Here is a 15872-nt window from a genome sequence, read left to right as displayed (position 1 = left end):
AGCAAAGGTTGACTGGCATTTTAGGACAGGTGATGCCAGAATAAAGCTCAAGTCTTTATACCCCAGCTTTACTGCCGCCTCTTAAAAGGCGGTAGTAAGGTTAAATATCGTCATGTCAATACACTAGCAGAATCATCAAACTTTGCAGTATTCTTTACGAATGTTACAGATGCAGAACCTCCAAGTAATGCTTCTGTTTCAACAATAGTTTGCTTATTATCTTCAGTTACCCTTACCGTTTCAGTATTGGAAACTTCTGTTGAGCTAAAGTTATTAGAAATATTCTGAATATATGAATCATCGAATAATGTATCCAAAAGGCTTATGTTTACTTCTTCTCCAATAGAAGTCCACACTCCACACATGTCTGTATAAATAGTTTTTGCTGTTCCATTAAGTAAATCTTTATTATCCTTCCATGTAGTCAATTTAGCAGATGCACAGTTAGCAATAATATCTTCGTCGGATGCAGTATTAAACATAGGCATAACTTCTCTGATTGCATTAAATTCTGTATCATATAATTTATTTGCCTCAAGAGAACCCTGAATAAACTTTTCTACAGTATCAGAATGTACGTCTGCAAAATTCTTATCAAATAAAATTCCGTCCATTACGAGGTTTGTAGAGCTTGTTGTGCTGAATAAAACATGTGCATCTGTCATATTTTGTGCCTGTGTCAAATAAGGTTCCCATGTAGCTGCTACTTCAATCTGTCCTGCAAAAAATGCCTTTGCTGCATCATCAGGTGTTGCGAATAGGATAAGATTATTAATAATTTCTTCTTTTTCAGACTGTGTTAAATCAGAATTGTTTACAAACCATACAACCAACGTCTGCGCCTCTGAAAACTCAGGAACACCAATCTTAGCACCTACTAAATCCTTAACAGTCGTGATATTAGATTTAGCAATAATTCCATCACCACCATTGGAATAGTTTGTAATATATGGCATAATAACCTCTTTATTAGCATTCGCAAACTTGCTAGATAAAAATGCAGTTCTATTAATTGTATATCCAGCAGCATTTAAGTCGCCTTTAATCAAAGCATTGCTAGACTGCGTAGCATCGTTAATAATGTTAATATTTACATCAATACCAAGTTTGCCATAAATGGAATCTGGCTGAGTTGTTAAACCACCATTTGCATCAATAATAGACTTCCAACCGATCCATTCATCTAACGAAATATTAATTGTATCATCCAGTACATCTGTATTGCTTGTTGCAGATAAATCATTGTTTGTTGTTCCATTATCAAATTCAATATCATTCTTATTATCCGTAGTTACTACTTCTTTATTTGTTTTGTCTTTTATCTTAATAAGTCCTGTTTTTATTCCTGCAAATACACCACCACCTAACAGTGCAATAATTAAAACAAAAATCATAATCTTTGCAGTCTTCGTTAATCTAAATCTTTTTGTACTCATTCAATTTCTCTCCTTATTTGTTATACTTTTTCTTCAATGATTCAAGATAATCATTACTTTGCAATTTTTTAGCTTCTGCATCTGCTTTCTGTAACTTTGTAGATATCTTATTGTCATGTACAACCTTAGAGCCTTCTACAACAGCATCCAAATCTTTATTCTTATCTCGTACTGACTCAAGAAGTTTATCTGTAGCAGTAACATTCTTCAATTCATCCATATCATCATAGACTTCTTTAAGCTGTTTCTTTACTTTCATGTTCTCTACTACTTCTTTGCTTTCTCTTTTCAATTTCCGAAGATTCTTTTCACACATCTCCTGTGCTTCTTTTGCTGTGTTTGCAGCAACTTCATATGCCTTAACTAATTCAGAATGCCGTTTAATATCAGCTAATATTTCTTCTCTCTCCTCAGCCTTTAACTGTGCTAATTCAATCTTGCCATTTTTAACAAGCGATTCACATTCTGATTCTACTTTTGATAATTTGGTTTTGAGGTTTTCCATATCTCTTTTTGCTGTATTTAGTTTACCAGCCGCAACTTTTAAAGCATTATCTGCTTTATTATAAGCTTCCTGTGCCTGATCAATCTTCTCACTATAAATTGCTTCAGCACCTTCTGGTGTTGTAGCCATATCTTTGATAAAAAGTCTTGTAAATCCTTTTAATAATGCTCTAAACTCAGGAAATAGAATCAGCATTATTACAAAGACAATAACTACAATACCAACAATCATTTGATTTAAACTCACTAATTTGTACCTCCTACAAACTTGACTAATTCTTTGATTCTACCAATTTCGGTAGAAATTGCTTCATTAGAAATCTTTACCTCATTCTGTTCACTTGCAATTTCAGATTCTAAATTCGCAATATTTTTCTTAAATTCTTCAATATGTTCCTCCTTTTTTGAAATTGAATCTTTGGACTCTGTATTGATTTTCTCTTTTACACTATCCAATACTTCCATTCTTTTTTCACCATCATCTGTAACTTCTGTTGCAGCTAAACCAAAGCTGCTAAGAATAGAAAGAACAGAAGCTCTCTTAGTTTCTGTTACCATTTCTTTTGGCAAAGAATTAATCAACTCCTCAACTTTAAAAATTGATTGCGACTGATCATACAATTCATTCTGAGCGTAGATATCATCAATCAACGTATCTGTATTTACGCTATCAAGTTCTACTTCTACATTTTCTTCTTCATAAGATTGAAAATCCTCTTCCACTCTATTGTTTTCTGTTGGTACTTCTTCTACAAATGCCTTTCCAATTGATTTTAAAAATCCCATATCTGTCCTCCTAAAGTTTTATTATTTCATCACACATTTTTTCTGCTTCATCTGTGCTATGTGTAACCATGATAATTGTGTTGTTGATACCTTTTTGCATCCTAATAATCAATTTCTGCATTTCTGCTCTTGTAACACTGTCTAATGCTGATAATGGCTCGTCCATTAGAATTATCTGAGGTTGCATAAATAGTGTTCTTGCTAAGGCTAATCTCTGTCGCATTCCACCAGATAATTGTCTCGGATATTTATGTACATGCTCATCAAGTTTTACTAATTCAAGCATCTTTAACGCATTATCTTTATCTTTTTCTGTTACTCTACCTTTTACCTTTTTTGCAATAAGCACATTATCCAAGCATGTCATCCAATCAAACGAAGTATAATTTTGGTGTAACATATAAATCCCATTTTTATTTGGTCTATTCTCTTTCGCACCATTAATAACTACTTCTCCTTGTAATGGTTTTGCCAATCCAGCAATTGTCCTTAAAAGAGTGGTTTTGCCACATCCTGATTCACCTAAAATCCCATAAATTTTCTTATTAAACTGATAATTAAAACCTTCTAATAACGGTGAATTTCTGGAATATCCTGTATATAAATCATTCAGTACAATCATTCAGATACCTCCACTTAAATATTCTCTTTACTAATTTCTTTGTTAGATTATCAAATAATACGCTTATGATCATAATCATGATAATCGCCATAAATACTAAATCAGTTCTTCCTCTGGAGGATGATTGTTGAATAATAAATCCAAGACCATATTTCGCATTTATTGTTTCTGTAACTGCTATATATGTCCATCCAATTCCATACATCATAATGAAAGTACTCATTAAACTCGGAAGAATTGCTGGTATCTGCACTCTCATAATTATCTGCAATTTATTCATTCCTATTGTAAGTCCAGTATCAATAAGATCTGAATTAATCTCATCTAAACACAAAATTACTGATGGCATCATATACACAAATGTTGCAATAAACAAAAATATGATTTTCATAAGTTCATCAATCCCAAACCACATAATCAACAATGGGTAAAATGCTGTAACTGGTATGTATCTCATAATACTTATCACTGGGCTAATAATGTCATTTGCAATTTTAGAGTTATATACTAATAATGCTATTGGAAATGCAATCAATCCTGATAAAAATGTTGCTATTGTAATTCTCAAAAATGAATACCTAATTGCTATAAATAATTGACCATTTTTAATCATTTCAATTAGGTTTGTGAATACTATCTTCGGATCAGGAACAAACAATGGATTAACATTTTGAGCGCACAAACTCCATACTAAGATTACACTTAGTAGCAACAGTAACCTTTTTACAATCTTCTTAATTTAAATCAACCTCTCTTTCTTACTATTTCTACATTTGAACTGTGATTTTTTGAATTTATGTGTATATTTTTAGACTTGAAATCTCGAATTCGTGGTGAGAGTTAAACACTCTCAACTACTAATTCTTCTGCTTCTTCCATATCCGGAGCATCCGCTTTATCCTTAATAATTCCTTCAAGAACCTTGAAACTGAAATTCTTATGCTTATATGCTGTAAAGCTTTCCCGATTATCTATTCTCACTACGACACCTTCTCTCACGTGAGTCTTTCCAATCGGATCTGTGCCATCATAATATTTCTCTACTCTCTCCATCAGATCATCCCATGTGGTAAAGACAAATTTCTCAAAAGTAGGAACACACTTAACTCCCAACTTTTCGCATTCAATCTGCACCTGCTCCCAGGGAAGTTCCACTACAAACCCATCCTCATTTGTCATTGTCATGCGATATACATAAATATCATTTTCTCCTGGCTCACATCCATATGAGAATACAGTTTCCTTTCCATACTGTTTTTCAAATTCCTTGTCCTTGACGAGCTTATTTGAGCATCTTCCCATAATTGTCCGATTACCTTCTGTGTATCCAACAATTTCATAAAATACTTCTACACCTTTTGGAAGTTTATCTTTGAAAAAGTCTTGATATTTCTGCCTAAATGCATTGCTGCCATAATATCCACCATCATAATTTCTTAGTGTAGTTCTTCTTGTTCCACTAACAACAGCAAATCGCTTAACTTCTTTATCCCTAATATTAAAGATTTTTTTCAAAATATAATTTCTCTTCTCTTTTACAATTTCAACAGCGTTTGCAGTTCTGGCAGATGTGCCATGCATTTTAAGTGTTATGTAACATGTATCTCCTTCTCTAAAAGCATTCTGGTTATACGCAAGTTGTGCAGTATCTATATGTTCTACAAAGAATGGATAAAAAACCTTTCCTTTTTCTTCTTTTCTATTTTTATTACCAGTAAAATCACTTCTACCCCTTCTTTGATTGGAACGTGGTATATATTTTCTACAAATTTCATGTCCATCCAACATAGCAATCTGATCACCATCTGATAATGTTTTTACATCCACATATTTGCTTAACACTTCGATTGGTAATACGAGTCCGTCTGACTTCTCACCTCTAAGTTTTAGAGCCGTAATATTTCTCTTATCAGGATCAAGATATCCCCCAACATTATTGCCATTTTCATCTTTCAAACGTACAAGATTATTATCACATGCAAACTCTTCGCTTAATTGCCCATCTACAGGAAAATAAATTATTCTCTGTCCTTCCATATAACTCAAATCTACAATTACATTGTTTCCAAAAACTGTTGCACACTGTAATCTATCAGCATTACTATGTTTTCTAAGCTGCTTGATGGTTGTTATGTATCCACAATATCCATTAACTCTGTTCTGTTCCAATTTGCTTACCGTCATAAGCTGTGCGCACTTTTCACCTATAGGAACTTCTGATTTTATCCTTTCTTTATTTAATTTATTGACTTAATAATACCGTTGTTATATACTACTTTTGTCCCTTGGCAGATACCAGACAAAGATCCGATTGAAGATAGTGATAATTCATGGGACATTTTTACTCACTATTTCTGAAGGAGGTGTTGCCTATGGCGGCAGATATTGCAACTATTGTTTCGTTCGTATCCCTATTACTCATGAAACTTGATTGTTCACATCATCTAAGTCTGGTAGCCTACCGAAATCATCACCAGTGTATTCTTCTATATTTCTACCACAACTGATTGTGTAATTCCTTTCTAAACACCTCATCCTTTAATCTGTAATATCTTGGATTATCTAACTCTAAATGTTTTAAAGTATCATCAAGACAATTTTTTAATTTTCTCTGATTAGTGAAGAAATCAGATGTTTCTACAGAATAACTAATACCTTTAGCCGAAAAACATATGTAAACTCTGAAATACCAATGGTATTTTCCAAATTCGTCTTCGCAATCTCTTTCAAATCCATAGATTTTTTTCTTACATAAAATCTTTGCCATATTACCTCCTCTCATCTACATTCTTCAAATACAATAATTTTGAACACAGGATTAAAATGTGGATCTTTTGTAATAATTCCCATCTCCTGAAGTTTTACTAATTCTGATTTCACCTTTCCAGAACATTGTTCAATATCAGACACATCAAACATTTCTGTATCAAAACCATACTCATCTCCATCTGCCAAAACATATCCAAAATATAAGTATGAACCACTCATTGGATCATCAAAGAATTGGATTTCTCCTTTACACTGATTGTTTATATAGTTTTCTCCTTCCTCAGTCCATCTCCACTTATCAAATTTATCTGTTTCATAACCAGTTAAGTCATAACCAGCTATTACATAATAATTACTTTCCATGCTCATACTTTTATTCTCCTACCAAAATCCACACTTTGCGTTTCTTACTTACTTTTAAACAATCAATACAGTTTATCCAAAGTAACCATCAACTCAGGTTTATTTCGTCTTATCTCATTCACAGAAGGATAAATACCAATGTTGACCAATATTCTTGGAAGAAATCTTTCCTCTGTAAAATATGTTTTTTCTTTTTCTGTGCTATTCCAATCATCTTCATCTTTCCCAAACATTGATGCTGGATCTACAATCGGATTACCTATTACAATATTCTCTATGTACATCAGATTCTCCTTAACTAATTTGAAACGAAACAGTATGACATTTAGGACAACCAAGTAAAATTACTTTTTCTGTATCTAACGAACCATAACTTACAGGTCTTGGTTTATCGGTATCAAAATTAGAAGTATCTCTTGCATCACTTCTAATACGAATAAAAGATTCATCGCCTTTTACCATTTCATTTCCTCTTGGTTGATTCCAATCCCATTCAACCTCATATCCACAATAGGGACATTTATGTTCTATTCCGTTTCTACTATCCATATTTCCTCCTGTTCTCCAACTAAACAATTTGATACTGCCAATTATTGTTATGACATATAAATTTCAAATCAGAAAATTTTACATTTGGATTATTTTTTGACCTTTTACTGTCTTTAATAATTTTCCCGTTTATATCTCTTAAAACACATTCTTTTCCAGATTCGCCACCAGAAAACCCATATATCCATCCAATTATATTTTGAAAAGATACCATATCATTCATAAACCACCCTGCTCTACATGGAGAATTTTTATTTCTTCTCTCTGCATTTACATTCTTTCCTTTACGTCTGCCTCTTGTCGGAATACTTTCATGCAAAGACCTTTTCTTCTTTCTAAACTGTTTGATATAAAAATAATCTTGTGTGTTCTCCTTAATATTTTCTATCTTAGAAATAGCAATAGCATCATTATAATGTGTTTTATCTAATCCAAGTTCTTTTCTATATGGTGAAGTCTTTGATCCATAAGTAATGACTGCATTTGAATATTTTTGAAATGTTCTTTTTCTTATAATATTCATAAATGAAGCTTCTTTATATTGCTTAACCTTCTTATGCTTAATCATCCAATTATAGAGAATACCACCTTCTTTATGATTTTCTGAAGAATGACAATCTGTACAAACAGTAATCAAATTATCTGCTCTATCACTACCACCTTTGGATTTATATACAAGATGATGAGTATTTAAGATTTTGTTTTGCTTTTTACAAACTTGACAAGTGTAATTGTCTCTTGCAAAAACAAAATATCTTACATCATAATAACCAGCACATTGTCCATTTTGATATTCTTCATTTGCAATATCAGGATTCATTATTTTTTGAATATCAAACTTACCAACTTCAATATGTAAAACAGGATTTGGTAATAAATCGCAAAATTTATCTATCCATCTAAAAGTTGCATCCAATTTACTTTGAACTGTTGGTGGCAACCACCCATATTTTCTTTTTCTGTTTAAGAAACGTAATTGTCTATATCGCAGATTACGGTTTCTTCTTGTTCTTCTTAATTCTGAGCGTGTTTGCATATTTTTATGGATATCATCTCTTAATTCAATTTCTCCTTTTGCCAATACTTTGTTTTCACTCGTAGCAGCAATGCCAATATATTTTGCACCAGTATCAACACCAAGATGTATTTCCTGTGTTGATTCACCAGCGGGTACAATTAATTGAATTGCAAATGGTTTATATCCAATAATTCTTGCTTTATCTTCTTTTAACAGAAATCTTGCTTTTCTTTGAGAACAAGGCATTAAAGCCTCACCTCTTATATTTTTGACGAATACTCTCAAGTTTCATCCTCCTTTCAGAGTTGTTTCCCTTCGCCAATGTTGTAATAGCTTGTTATTCGACCAATACTAGGTTGACCGTCTCGTGATTTTCAAGACTTTTACAGAGCCTACACAGTTGCATAGAACTAGGGAATCATTCTATGGTGTGATAACTAAAACAACGTAGTCAATTAAGACTTAGGCTATTCAAAGACCTCTTACGAGGTGCGTATTACTACGCAAAATCCCTTTGAAATGCAAGATTCAAGTATACACTTCAAGCGATTTTAACTTATAATAAGTTCTTGGATTCACATACATACTTCCATTCATCATAATAACCTTTTCATCTTCAATATAGTTATATGTTCTATATCCATATCTCTTAAGCCCACTTCTTATTTATTCTCTTTTTCTTATGTGTCCCATTTTGTCTTTCGCTGTCAGGAACAACCATTATTGGAATTCCTGTATAAGCACCCAAAATACTACTATTCATTAAATTCATATAAACTTTCTCCAAACTCATTGAATTTCCAAAATGCCTGTGCTACAATATCTCTCACAATTTATATGGAGGTGATATTAATGTCATTGTCATCAAAAATGCCAGATGGTCGCATAATTTATGGTGCTGCTGCACAACAACATATCATCAAAGAAGATGGTGGTTGGGATGAGCATCATCGCAAATTTGCGGAACGTGTTGCCGATATTGCTGTAAGAGAGTATAACAAAGATTTATCTAAACAGAATTTTACTGTTGTAAAAGGCAAAAAGAAAATTGGATAACTTTTATCCTTAGACATCCCATCCCCTATGGTGGGATGTCATTTTTATCAGTATTGATGAATCGCAGATTTCATGTTAATCCCTTGCCTTCCCTATATACCATTTACTTCTTATAGATGGATGACATTTTTCTAAATGACGATATATAAATTGGATATAAAACTGATGCCAACTGAGAGGAAGGGTAAATCCTATCAGCCAATAACTGCATATATCATCCAGCTTTTCTTTTTCCCAAATATTCACATTTAATCGCAAACCTTTTAAATATGATACTGTGGCATCATCACACTCTAATTCAAAAGATATCGAATATCTCTTAAATCTAAATTTCTTACTTCCAATTTGCCAATCATATTTACCGTTCCTTCTTTTCATTCTCTTATTCTGTTCAACTTGCATTTTTGTCATTTCTTCTAAACGGCTTATTTCTAATTGCTTTTGTAGATCTGAATTGATTTCCTCTTTTGTCCAATATTCAAAATACGTTTTGTACCCAGTACAAGTTGGACATTTCAAATTCGGATCATATGAATCATCTTCAGACGCAAATATTACAGTCCCACATTCTGTACATCTAACAAAATCCTGCAGACCAACATCGTCATAGTACACACTTTCAAATGATTCACCAGAATTTTTACGATATAATTCAAGAAAATGGTCTAATGATGATAAATATTCACCAGTTTCTTTATCATATAATCCATCTTCCTCTTCTCTATATACATAGGGAAATTTATCTGGATTTTTCTTTATATAGTTTTTCATATCCCATTTACTTATCATCATTAAACTCCTCCTTTTTCTATTTGAAACGTGGTTTTAATTACTTATTAAAATATTTCACAGCTTGTCTACCTATCCATTCTGCCATAGGAACTGCAACCGCATTCCCTATTTGTCTATAAGCATCTCGGTCTGTCCCTGAAAACCAAAACCAATCAGGAAAACCTTGTAGTCTTGCATATTCTTTGACTGTATATGGTCTTATCCTTTTTCCATCTTTTATCAACCTTGTTCCAACATCCTTTGCATAATGCGCAACGCATGTAGGGGCTTTATCATCATTATCTGGATCTGAAACGATTGGTTTATCCCGATATTTACCATTAATTCTATTTAGAACATATTGCGGAATTTCAATGTATGCATCTTTTTCTACAATATCTTTAAGAGAAATTGGCTTTGAATTAGAATATTCAAAATTATTAAATGGTTTCTTCGTACCAATTACAATCAATCTCTTTCGCTCCTGTGGTAGCCACATATTTGCATTCACAGGACATTCTACTCTCACATAATAATCTGGAAGTTTTGTTAATGCTTCCATAACAACAGGAAAAATTTTCATCCCAGGAACATTTTCTACTATGTACATTTCTGGTTTTGCCAATGCTATATGTCTAAAGAAATGAAGAAACAAATCATCTCCTGTTCTTGTTTTACTAATATCTGCTGCTGTTGAATAACGAGTACACGGAAATGTACCTACATAAATATCTGCTTCCGGCTGATCCAAAACTGTAATTGTTGTAATATCCGTTTGATTGACCTTGTGATTAAAATTCTTTTTCAAGGTTTTACAACACTTTTCATCAATTTCAAATGATTCTATTACATCTATACCAGCCTGTGTAAGACCAAGATCCATCCCACCTGCACCACTAAAATAACTTTTTGCCGTAATTCTTATATTTATCACTCTCCTCTTGAAAGATTTAAATTCATTGGTATTTCTACCATTTATATAGCCAAAATTAGAGTATATTAGCCATGAACCTGTGGCTACTATCTCATTTGACTAATTCATTTGAGAATACATTTTCTTTTCATATATTTCTCTTTCTTCACAATCCTCTCTGTCACATTCTCTACATGGATATTTCAAAGCATCAAATTGTTTCATACATGTGATGTCATTACCATCTGAATCTAACTGAATTGATCTGCTCATCTGCTTCTCCTTTATAAACATTTAACTATTTTTATAAAATCTTTATTGACTTTCTCACGCTCATATACTACTATATATTGTGCAAGAACTAATGTTCTATGCAATAGTTGGGAGGTATTTTATTATGAGAAAGGAGGTTACACTATGCCAAACAGAAAGCAAACTTCTAAGAAAGTCGCCAAAAAAGCATCTAGGATTCTTAGAGATAAACGGTTTAGTGACGATTCTAAATCTGTCGCTGGAAGTGCATTAGCACAAACTAAAAAGAAATAAGTAATACCTAAAATCAAATTTTCATGTAATATTTTACCTATAATAGTAAATTTGTAATATTCCAAGAAAAACACAAATTTTTTTATTTTCAATATTAAAAAAACCAAATTTTAAATTTATGGTATCAATATCTACTGTTAACTTTTTTGTTGTAATTATTGTTTTTTGCATCTACACCACTTAACATAAAATGAATTTTCATCGTGTCATTACAACTCCGCCCAATTCTTCCCACAGTGTATCTTCAAACCTGTCTCCCATAAATATCCCATATACATCTTCTTTATTCGCTGCTAAAGAATAGTATCTTTCTTCTCCTGTTATATCAATTACTAACATAGGAGCTTTTCTATCTTTAAAGTCATTCATACAAAACGGACTATTCCCGTGATAATGCCAATCATCCTGTGCTTCCAGAACAGAAACACCATAACCAAACGCCACATCTACATATTCTTCTACTCTCCATGGCATAAAGATAGCATGTGTTCATATGGCGTTTTGTACCAATCATCCCCATCCCAATCATCAAGACCATCTTTCCCTAATGCAAACCTTACAACATTACCTTTTCTTTCCCAATCGATTATTTTCATTATATGCCTCCAATATATTCTCTAAAAACAGTCGTGGCAAGCCTTTCACTCCTCCAATATTTGCCACTATTCTTCTATTGTTTTCATTCCATCTTTAATACAATCAATCACTATATCTTCCGCCTCCTCCAAACTCACACCCTTCTCTTTTGATAACCTTTCAATCAAACACTTACTTATTGCTACAAGCAGTGTCAACAATTCAAGTGTTTTCCCTACCGCCCTTACTTTTGCTTTTTTATTTTTTAAACACACAAATATAATTCCCAAAATATATTTCTCCTTTTGCTTTTCAATCTTCCATATGTGTAGTATAATATTGCCAAATCTTATCGAAAGGTTGTGATTTTATGTCAGATGGAATTGATAAACTAACAGATGCTATTGGAGACACATTAAAAACCGCCCCAACTCTCTATGAAGATGCTTTACAACCTACTGTTCAAGAAGTAGGTAAGTTTGTTTCCCGTATTCCTCGTGCCATTAATGCTGCATTTTCTGGTCTTGATAGATGGATTCTTAATAAGGAATACGCAATAGATGAAACCAAAAAACTTCTTGAAAAGAAACTCGAAAATGTTGATCCTGATAAAATTGTGGAACCTGAAGCCTATGTAGCTGTTCCCGCAATTCAAGCAATATCATATTCTATGAATAGTGAAGCATTACGAAATCTCTACGCTAATTTACTTGCTAAAGCCATGAACTCTGATACAAAAGATCAGGTACATCCCTCGTTTGTAGAAATCATTAAACAAATGTCTCCTACGGATACTCGTGTTTATGAAGAAATAGCCATAAATAAGTCTTTTCAAGTTGCGAATATTTATTGTTGCAAATATCAGAACAAGCAGGATTTATCCAAATTTACATCCCCCTTAGAAACCCCTATTGAAAAATTAGGTTTTGAAGGTGTCACACATATAACATATTTTTCTCCAAATATGGTTAAGATATCCATTGATAACTTATTGAGATTAAGATTAATACAAGAACGTTTTCGTCTTGATACTTCTATTGGCGAACAGTTAAAAACATCCCCCACTTATACAAATATGGTAACTCAACTCAAGAAATATTTGGTTGATTCATCTTGGAAATATGAAGAAAATTCTTATTATTTAAATCTTACTGATTATGGAAAATCGTTTCGTAATATTTGTCTTGATATATCTTAATACAAGCTTGCAATCAGTAGTTTATTTACTCAAAACAAACTACTGATTGTCAATTAAATGTTAGTTCTCTTGCTATTCAAGCATTCCTTTTCTATAATATAAATCCTGTTTTGCCTCCTGTGCATCAGTTCCAACAATTCTCTTTTCTGTTCCTGTAACTCCTAAATGCAAGTGCAGTAACCTCAGCACTTAATCCACAATTCGATATGTAATTCTACTTCTTAGTAATTTCTAACACTGCGCTTTCCAACTCGTTTAGCGACATTGGTAGAGTTTTCTTACACTTCTTCTCTCCAAAAATAATACATCTTCCATAACTCATACTATTCTTCTCCTTTACTTTTCAAAAAACTCTCCGATGAAGTGTTGCTTTTCAAATTACGCAATTTGCATTTTCTAAATTAACTATTTCATGCTGAATGTCCTCTCCATATTGTTCGATAGCAGCAATAATAATATCAAGCAAATCATTTCCAATAGTATTTTCTCTGGAAATAACTTGATTCAACTCGGTAAAATTTTTCGTTATCAAAGAAATTTCAATGCTATTGTTTAAATTATGTAATAATCCTAATATGTAATCTTTTTTAGTAGAAAGCATCAAAATTTTCTTTATCCTCTTCTTTTCTTTATCATTGGCGTTTACGTATGCCTGAAAATTGATAATATCGGCCATATTCACCTCTCTATCCACACAACATATCTAAAATTTCATAAAACGGTGCAACATATGGCATTTGTTTTACGCCATAATCCTTCTCATATTCAGAAAGTAGCTTTTGTAACTCTTCATATTTCTTATTAATATCACATAATTTATCCTGACGTTCCCTTTCTAACTGTTCTTTCTGAATCCTTTGGCTTTTCATATTTTGTTCATACTCACAGCATTCTTGCTCAGTGTTAAATACCTTGTTATCATCGCTAATATATCTCATTTTTCGTTTCCTCCTACTTAAGCTTCCTTTCCCTGCTTATCTTTCCACATCTTTTTAAATCTTTCACTTGCGGCTTCTTTTTGTTCCTCAGACATTTTCTTTGGCGGACTAATTTTTATGTATCTCACCGGAATATGTGCAAACATAGAACCATCTTTATTTTCTGCTATAATCTTTACTTCACCTGGGTTTTCTTTTGCCAGCCGAAGTAATTTTGATTTTAACGCCGTTCCTGATGGAATTGTAACACCTGCATACTCACCGCCTTTTATCCACTCTATTGCAAACTCATTCATTTATATGGTACCTCCTTCTTTATGCGCTTTTCATATTATCTCTATAATACTGATCAAAATCTTCTTTCATATGTAAAAAATTCTTTTTCTGATCAACATAATATGTATTATTATTTCTTGCGTAATTCTCCATCCAATTGTCTAAGTCTCTATCTTCCTTATATGAATAAACCATCATTGATAATAACGATAAACGATTTTGCCTATCTAATAATTTAGACCCATCTTTGACTGTATTATCTAACAGTTTATCTAATGTACCATTGAAAAATTTCATGTCATCACGAAACTCTTCAACCTCCATATCAAGAACATCAGCAATAAGTTCTTCCATGTTGCCATATTCAACATCAGTATTATCAATATGTAAAAACTCAAACATAATTTTTTCAAGCATCTCTAACTTATCAGATATAATCTGCTTGTCCTTAGTGCTTGCATCCTTATCTATTTCGTCAAACAACAATTCCTTATCATTTCTTTTGGTCATCCTCAGGTTTCTTTGAAATTCTCTTAGAAATTCGGCAAACTTTTCATCATCTATTTCAGATTTTGCGAACTTATCAAATAACGTCAGAAATATAAATGAATCCTTTTTATTGAAAATATCCTTAATATCATCAGTTATAATATTTTCAAGTCTATGTAGATTATCTGTGAATCTTTCAAATTCTTCTTCCTTTGCATGGTCATTAAGATATTTACATCCTGCTTTTGCTTGTGCTTTCCAATTATCAAAGTGATTCGTACACATCAAAGCTTCTACAACAATTCTCTCAATAACACCCTTATTTTTGTCTTTTTCTGAATAGTTATTACATTCCACAAAAAATTTACTATCCAGAATCTTACGAATCCGGCCTGCAAATTTATCAATGTATGTAAATGCCTTTTGATCAGTATTCATAGCTACATGATTATTATATCTCTTAATATATTTAGAAATTATGGAACTATCACACGCTTCATGAATAACCGTCTCAATCTGATATTCATCAAATTTCTCCTTTAATTCTTCTGGAAGTTTTTCATAGGTTTTATTTTTTATGTCAAACACAGCATCTTCATATGTAATTTTCTTCTTATAGGGAATTAAAGAGTTTTCAACAGAAGATGTTATCTTATGATTTCCATATTTAAATTTTATTAAAGCTGCAGTTCTACATCCACCATCAACAATATGTAATTTTGAACTTTCTTCTTCGCCAAGAATGATGGGAGGAATATAATCATCTGTCAGCACTGTGACAATCAACTCGTTGATCTGCTCATTATTCCATACAAAATTTCTCTGAACATCTGCATTATTATCAATATCACCCTTCCGATTCTTTTTTAAATACATATCCAAAGTATAAGTTTGTTTTCTAGGTCTTGCCATTTCAAATTCCTCCTTGTCATTCTTATAACTTCTCGGAATCTTCAGCCCTTATTTCATGGTGCTTTCAGAACCTATTTTTCAAAAATCACCCACTTTTTTCTCAAAAACACTTGACAAACCAGTCAAAAAATGCGGCGCTTCGCGCCCTTG

25 protein-coding genes are annotated in these 15872 nt (G+C 32.4%); 3 read left to right on the top strand and 22 right to left on the bottom strand.

The features are described from left to right. Nucleotides 1–110: 110 nt before the first annotated feature. The 12 genes from NSB25_RS28045 to NSB25_RS27990 form a co-directional block, all read right to left on the bottom strand. The gene (locus NSB25_RS28045) at nucleotides 111–1436 is read right to left on the bottom strand and encodes an ABC transporter substrate-binding protein (protein ID WP_103242528.1); all 1326 of its coding nucleotides are present in this window, start codon (nucleotides 1434–1436) and stop codon (nucleotides 111–113) included. A 13-nt stretch (nucleotides 1437–1449) separates the two neighbouring features. Next, complete coding sequence (locus NSB25_RS28040) at nucleotides 1450–2187, bottom strand: hypothetical protein (protein WP_103242527.1); 738 nt, start codon at nucleotides 2185–2187, stop codon at nucleotides 1450–1452. Further along, nucleotides 2187–2726, bottom strand: coding sequence for a hypothetical protein (locus tag NSB25_RS28035; protein WP_103242526.1), 540 nt, complete (start codon nucleotides 2724–2726; stop codon nucleotides 2187–2189). The genes NSB25_RS28040 and NSB25_RS28035 overlap by 1 nt, the downstream gene beginning before the upstream one ends. A gap of 10 nt (nucleotides 2727–2736) precedes the next feature. Further along, the gene (locus NSB25_RS28030) at nucleotides 2737–3348 is read right to left on the bottom strand and encodes an ABC transporter ATP-binding protein (protein ID WP_103242525.1); all 612 of its coding nucleotides are present in this window, start codon (nucleotides 3346–3348) and stop codon (nucleotides 2737–2739) included. Next, nucleotides 3332–4060, bottom strand: a complete 729-nt coding sequence (locus NSB25_RS28025) for an ABC transporter permease (protein ID WP_103242524.1) — start codon at nucleotides 4058–4060, stop codon at nucleotides 3332–3334. Before NSB25_RS28025 ends, NSB25_RS28030 begins: the two co-directional genes overlap by 17 nt. Before the next feature lie 128 nt (nucleotides 4061–4188). Beyond that, the gene (locus tag NSB25_RS28020; RefSeq protein WP_103242523.1) at nucleotides 4189–5532 is read right to left on the bottom strand and encodes an RNA ligase family protein; all 1344 of its coding nucleotides are present in this window, start codon (nucleotides 5530–5532) and stop codon (nucleotides 4189–4191) included. Between the two features lie 310 nt (nucleotides 5533–5842). Continuing rightward, nucleotides 5843–6115, bottom strand: coding sequence for a hypothetical protein (locus NSB25_RS28015; protein WP_103242522.1), 273 nt, complete (start codon nucleotides 6113–6115; stop codon nucleotides 5843–5845). An 11-nt stretch (nucleotides 6116–6126) separates the two neighbouring features. Next, nucleotides 6127–6486 carry a hypothetical protein gene (locus NSB25_RS28010; protein ID WP_103242521.1) on the bottom strand — a complete coding sequence of 120 codons (360 nt, stop codon included), beginning with the start codon at nucleotides 6484–6486 and terminating at the stop codon, nucleotides 6127–6129. Between the two features lie 56 nt (nucleotides 6487–6542). Continuing rightward, nucleotides 6543–6764, bottom strand: a complete 222-nt coding sequence (locus tag NSB25_RS28005) for a hypothetical protein (RefSeq protein WP_103242520.1) — start codon at nucleotides 6762–6764, stop codon at nucleotides 6543–6545. A gap of 10 nt (nucleotides 6765–6774) precedes the next feature. Further along, entirely contained in the window at nucleotides 6775–7029 is a 255-nt protein-coding gene (locus NSB25_RS28000) for a hypothetical protein (RefSeq protein WP_146040210.1), read from the bottom strand. Between the two features lie 19 nt (nucleotides 7030–7048). Next, complete coding sequence (gene iscB / locus NSB25_RS27995) at nucleotides 7049–8332, bottom strand: RNA-guided endonuclease IscB (protein WP_103242519.1); 1284 nt, start codon at nucleotides 8330–8332, stop codon at nucleotides 7049–7051. Between the two features lie 364 nt (nucleotides 8333–8696). Beyond that, on the bottom strand, nucleotides 8697–8819 hold the full coding sequence (locus tag NSB25_RS27990; protein WP_257479354.1) for a hypothetical protein: 123 nt from the start codon (nucleotides 8817–8819) through the stop codon (nucleotides 8697–8699). An 80-nt stretch (nucleotides 8820–8899) separates the two neighbouring features. On the opposite strand from NSB25_RS27990, the gene NSB25_RS27985 reads away from it, so the two are divergent. Continuing rightward, nucleotides 8900–9103: a hypothetical protein gene (locus NSB25_RS27985; RefSeq protein ID WP_103242518.1), complete on the top strand. Its 204-nt coding sequence runs from the start codon at nucleotides 8900–8902 to the stop codon at nucleotides 9101–9103. A 75-nt stretch (nucleotides 9104–9178) separates the two neighbouring features. On the opposite strand, the gene NSB25_RS27980 is transcribed toward NSB25_RS27985, so the two are convergent. The 3 genes from NSB25_RS27980 to NSB25_RS27970 form a co-directional block, all read right to left on the bottom strand. Beyond that, nucleotides 9179–9895 carry a hypothetical protein gene (locus tag NSB25_RS27980; RefSeq protein ID WP_103242517.1) on the bottom strand — a complete coding sequence of 239 codons (717 nt, stop codon included), beginning with the start codon at nucleotides 9893–9895 and terminating at the stop codon, nucleotides 9179–9181. A 37-nt stretch (nucleotides 9896–9932) separates the two neighbouring features. Beyond that, complete coding sequence (locus tag NSB25_RS27975; protein WP_242982631.1) at nucleotides 9933–10808, bottom strand: DNA cytosine methyltransferase; 876 nt, start codon at nucleotides 10806–10808, stop codon at nucleotides 9933–9935. Between the two features lie 99 nt (nucleotides 10809–10907). Next, nucleotides 10908–11060, bottom strand: a complete 153-nt coding sequence (locus tag NSB25_RS27970; protein WP_172455313.1) for a hypothetical protein — start codon at nucleotides 11058–11060, stop codon at nucleotides 10908–10910. A 144-nt stretch (nucleotides 11061–11204) separates the two neighbouring features. On the opposite strand from NSB25_RS27970, the gene NSB25_RS27965 reads away from it, so the two are divergent. Next, complete coding sequence (locus NSB25_RS27965; protein WP_257479353.1) at nucleotides 11205–11333, top strand: hypothetical protein; 129 nt, start codon at nucleotides 11205–11207, stop codon at nucleotides 11331–11333. 198 nt (nucleotides 11334–11531) lie between these two features. Here NSB25_RS27965 and NSB25_RS27960 read toward each other — a convergent pair whose 3' ends face one another. From NSB25_RS27960 to NSB25_RS27950, 3 genes are all read right to left on the bottom strand, one after another. After that, entirely contained in the window at nucleotides 11532–11777 is a 246-nt protein-coding gene (locus NSB25_RS27960) for a hypothetical protein (protein WP_257479352.1), read from the bottom strand. A 14-nt stretch (nucleotides 11778–11791) separates the two neighbouring features. Then, nucleotides 11792–11929 (bottom strand): hypothetical protein, encoded by a 138-nt coding sequence (locus NSB25_RS27955; RefSeq protein ID WP_172455312.1) that lies wholly within the window; start codon nucleotides 11927–11929, stop codon nucleotides 11792–11794. Nucleotides 11930–11995: 66 nt separating this feature from the next. Then, entirely contained in the window at nucleotides 11996–12199 is a 204-nt protein-coding gene (locus tag NSB25_RS27950) for a hypothetical protein (RefSeq protein ID WP_103242516.1), read from the bottom strand. Between the two features lie 80 nt (nucleotides 12200–12279). Between NSB25_RS27950 and NSB25_RS27945 the strand changes: the two genes are divergently transcribed. Then, nucleotides 12280–13107, top strand: coding sequence for a DUF4393 domain-containing protein (locus tag NSB25_RS27945; protein WP_103242515.1), 828 nt, complete (start codon nucleotides 12280–12282; stop codon nucleotides 13105–13107). 373 nt (nucleotides 13108–13480) lie between these two features. Here NSB25_RS27945 and NSB25_RS27940 read toward each other — a convergent pair whose 3' ends face one another. The 4 genes from NSB25_RS27940 to NSB25_RS27925 are packed head-to-tail and all read right to left on the bottom strand — an operon-like array spanning nucleotide 13481 to nucleotide 15722. Beyond that, the gene (locus NSB25_RS27940; RefSeq protein ID WP_103242514.1) at nucleotides 13481–13783 is read right to left on the bottom strand and encodes a hypothetical protein; all 303 of its coding nucleotides are present in this window, start codon (nucleotides 13781–13783) and stop codon (nucleotides 13481–13483) included. Nucleotides 13784–13793: 10 nt separating this feature from the next. Beyond that, the gene (locus tag NSB25_RS27935) at nucleotides 13794–14045 is read right to left on the bottom strand and encodes a hypothetical protein (protein ID WP_103242513.1); all 252 of its coding nucleotides are present in this window, start codon (nucleotides 14043–14045) and stop codon (nucleotides 13794–13796) included. 17 nt (nucleotides 14046–14062) lie between these two features. After that, entirely contained in the window at nucleotides 14063–14341 is a 279-nt protein-coding gene (locus NSB25_RS27930) for a hypothetical protein (RefSeq protein WP_103242512.1), read from the bottom strand. A gap of 19 nt (nucleotides 14342–14360) precedes the next feature. Continuing rightward, complete coding sequence (locus tag NSB25_RS27925) at nucleotides 14361–15722, bottom strand: DUF262 domain-containing protein (protein ID WP_103242511.1); 1362 nt, start codon at nucleotides 15720–15722, stop codon at nucleotides 14361–14363. Between the last annotated feature and the right edge of the window lie 150 nt (nucleotides 15723–15872).

This window comes from Acetatifactor muris, assembly GCF_024623325.1.
GTDB classification, from domain to species: domain Bacteria; phylum Bacillota; class Clostridia; order Lachnospirales; family Lachnospiraceae; genus Acetatifactor; species Acetatifactor muris.
Note: the sequence above shows the minus strand (reverse complement) of the source record. Positions and strands in the feature narration are given on the sequence as shown.

Coding starts and splice junctions, on each gene's coding strand:
- NSB25_RS28045 (WP_103242528.1), bottom strand. CDS start 1,436: ATGAGTACAAAAAGATTTAGATTAACGAAGACTGCAAAGATTATGATT.
- NSB25_RS28035 (WP_103242526.1), bottom strand. CDS start 2,726: ATGGGATTTTTAAAATCAATTGGAAAGGCATTTGTAGAAGAAGTACCA.
- NSB25_RS28030 (WP_103242525.1), bottom strand. CDS start 3,348: ATGATTGTACTGAATGATTTATATACAGGATATTCCAGAAATTCACCG.
- NSB25_RS28020 (WP_103242523.1), bottom strand. CDS start 5,532: ATGACGGTAAGCAAATTGGAACAGAACAGAGTTAATGGATATTGTGGA.
- NSB25_RS28015 (WP_103242522.1), bottom strand. CDS start 6,115: ATGGCAAAGATTTTATGTAAGAAAAAAATCTATGGATTTGAAAGAGAT.
- NSB25_RS28010 (WP_103242521.1), bottom strand. CDS start 6,486: ATGAGCATGGAAAGTAATTATTATGTAATAGCTGGTTATGACTTAACT.
- NSB25_RS28005 (WP_103242520.1), bottom strand. CDS start 6,764: ATGTACATAGAGAATATTGTAATAGGTAATCCGATTGTAGATCCAGCA.
- NSB25_RS28000 (WP_146040210.1), bottom strand. CDS start 7,029: ATGGATAGTAGAAACGGAATAGAACATAAATGTCCCTATTGTGGATAT.
- NSB25_RS27990 (WP_257479354.1), bottom strand. CDS start 8,819: ATGAATTTAATGAATAGTAGTATTTTGGGTGCTTATACAGGAATTCCA.
- NSB25_RS27985 (WP_103242518.1), top strand. CDS start 8,900: ATGTCATTGTCATCAAAAATGCCAGATGGTCGCATAATTTATGGTGCT.
- NSB25_RS27980 (WP_103242517.1), bottom strand. CDS start 9,895: ATGATGATAAGTAAATGGGATATGAAAAACTATATAAAGAAAAATCCA.
- NSB25_RS27970 (WP_172455313.1), bottom strand. CDS start 11,060: ATGAGCAGATCAATTCAGTTAGATTCAGATGGTAATGACATCACATGT.
- NSB25_RS27965 (WP_257479353.1), top strand. CDS start 11,205: ATGCCAAACAGAAAGCAAACTTCTAAGAAAGTCGCCAAAAAAGCATCT.
- NSB25_RS27955 (WP_172455312.1), bottom strand. CDS start 11,929: ATGAAAATAATCGATTGGGAAAGAAAAGGTAATGTTGTAAGGTTTGCA.
- NSB25_RS27945 (WP_103242515.1), top strand. CDS start 12,280: ATGTCAGATGGAATTGATAAACTAACAGATGCTATTGGAGACACATTA.
- NSB25_RS27940 (WP_103242514.1), bottom strand. CDS start 13,783: ATGGCCGATATTATCAATTTTCAGGCATACGTAAACGCCAATGATAAA.
- NSB25_RS27935 (WP_103242513.1), bottom strand. CDS start 14,045: ATGAGATATATTAGCGATGATAACAAGGTATTTAACACTGAGCAAGAA.
- NSB25_RS27930 (WP_103242512.1), bottom strand. CDS start 14,341: ATGAATGAGTTTGCAATAGAGTGGATAAAAGGCGGTGAGTATGCAGGT.
- NSB25_RS27925 (WP_103242511.1), bottom strand. CDS start 15,722: ATGGCAAGACCTAGAAAACAAACTTATACTTTGGATATGTATTTAAAA.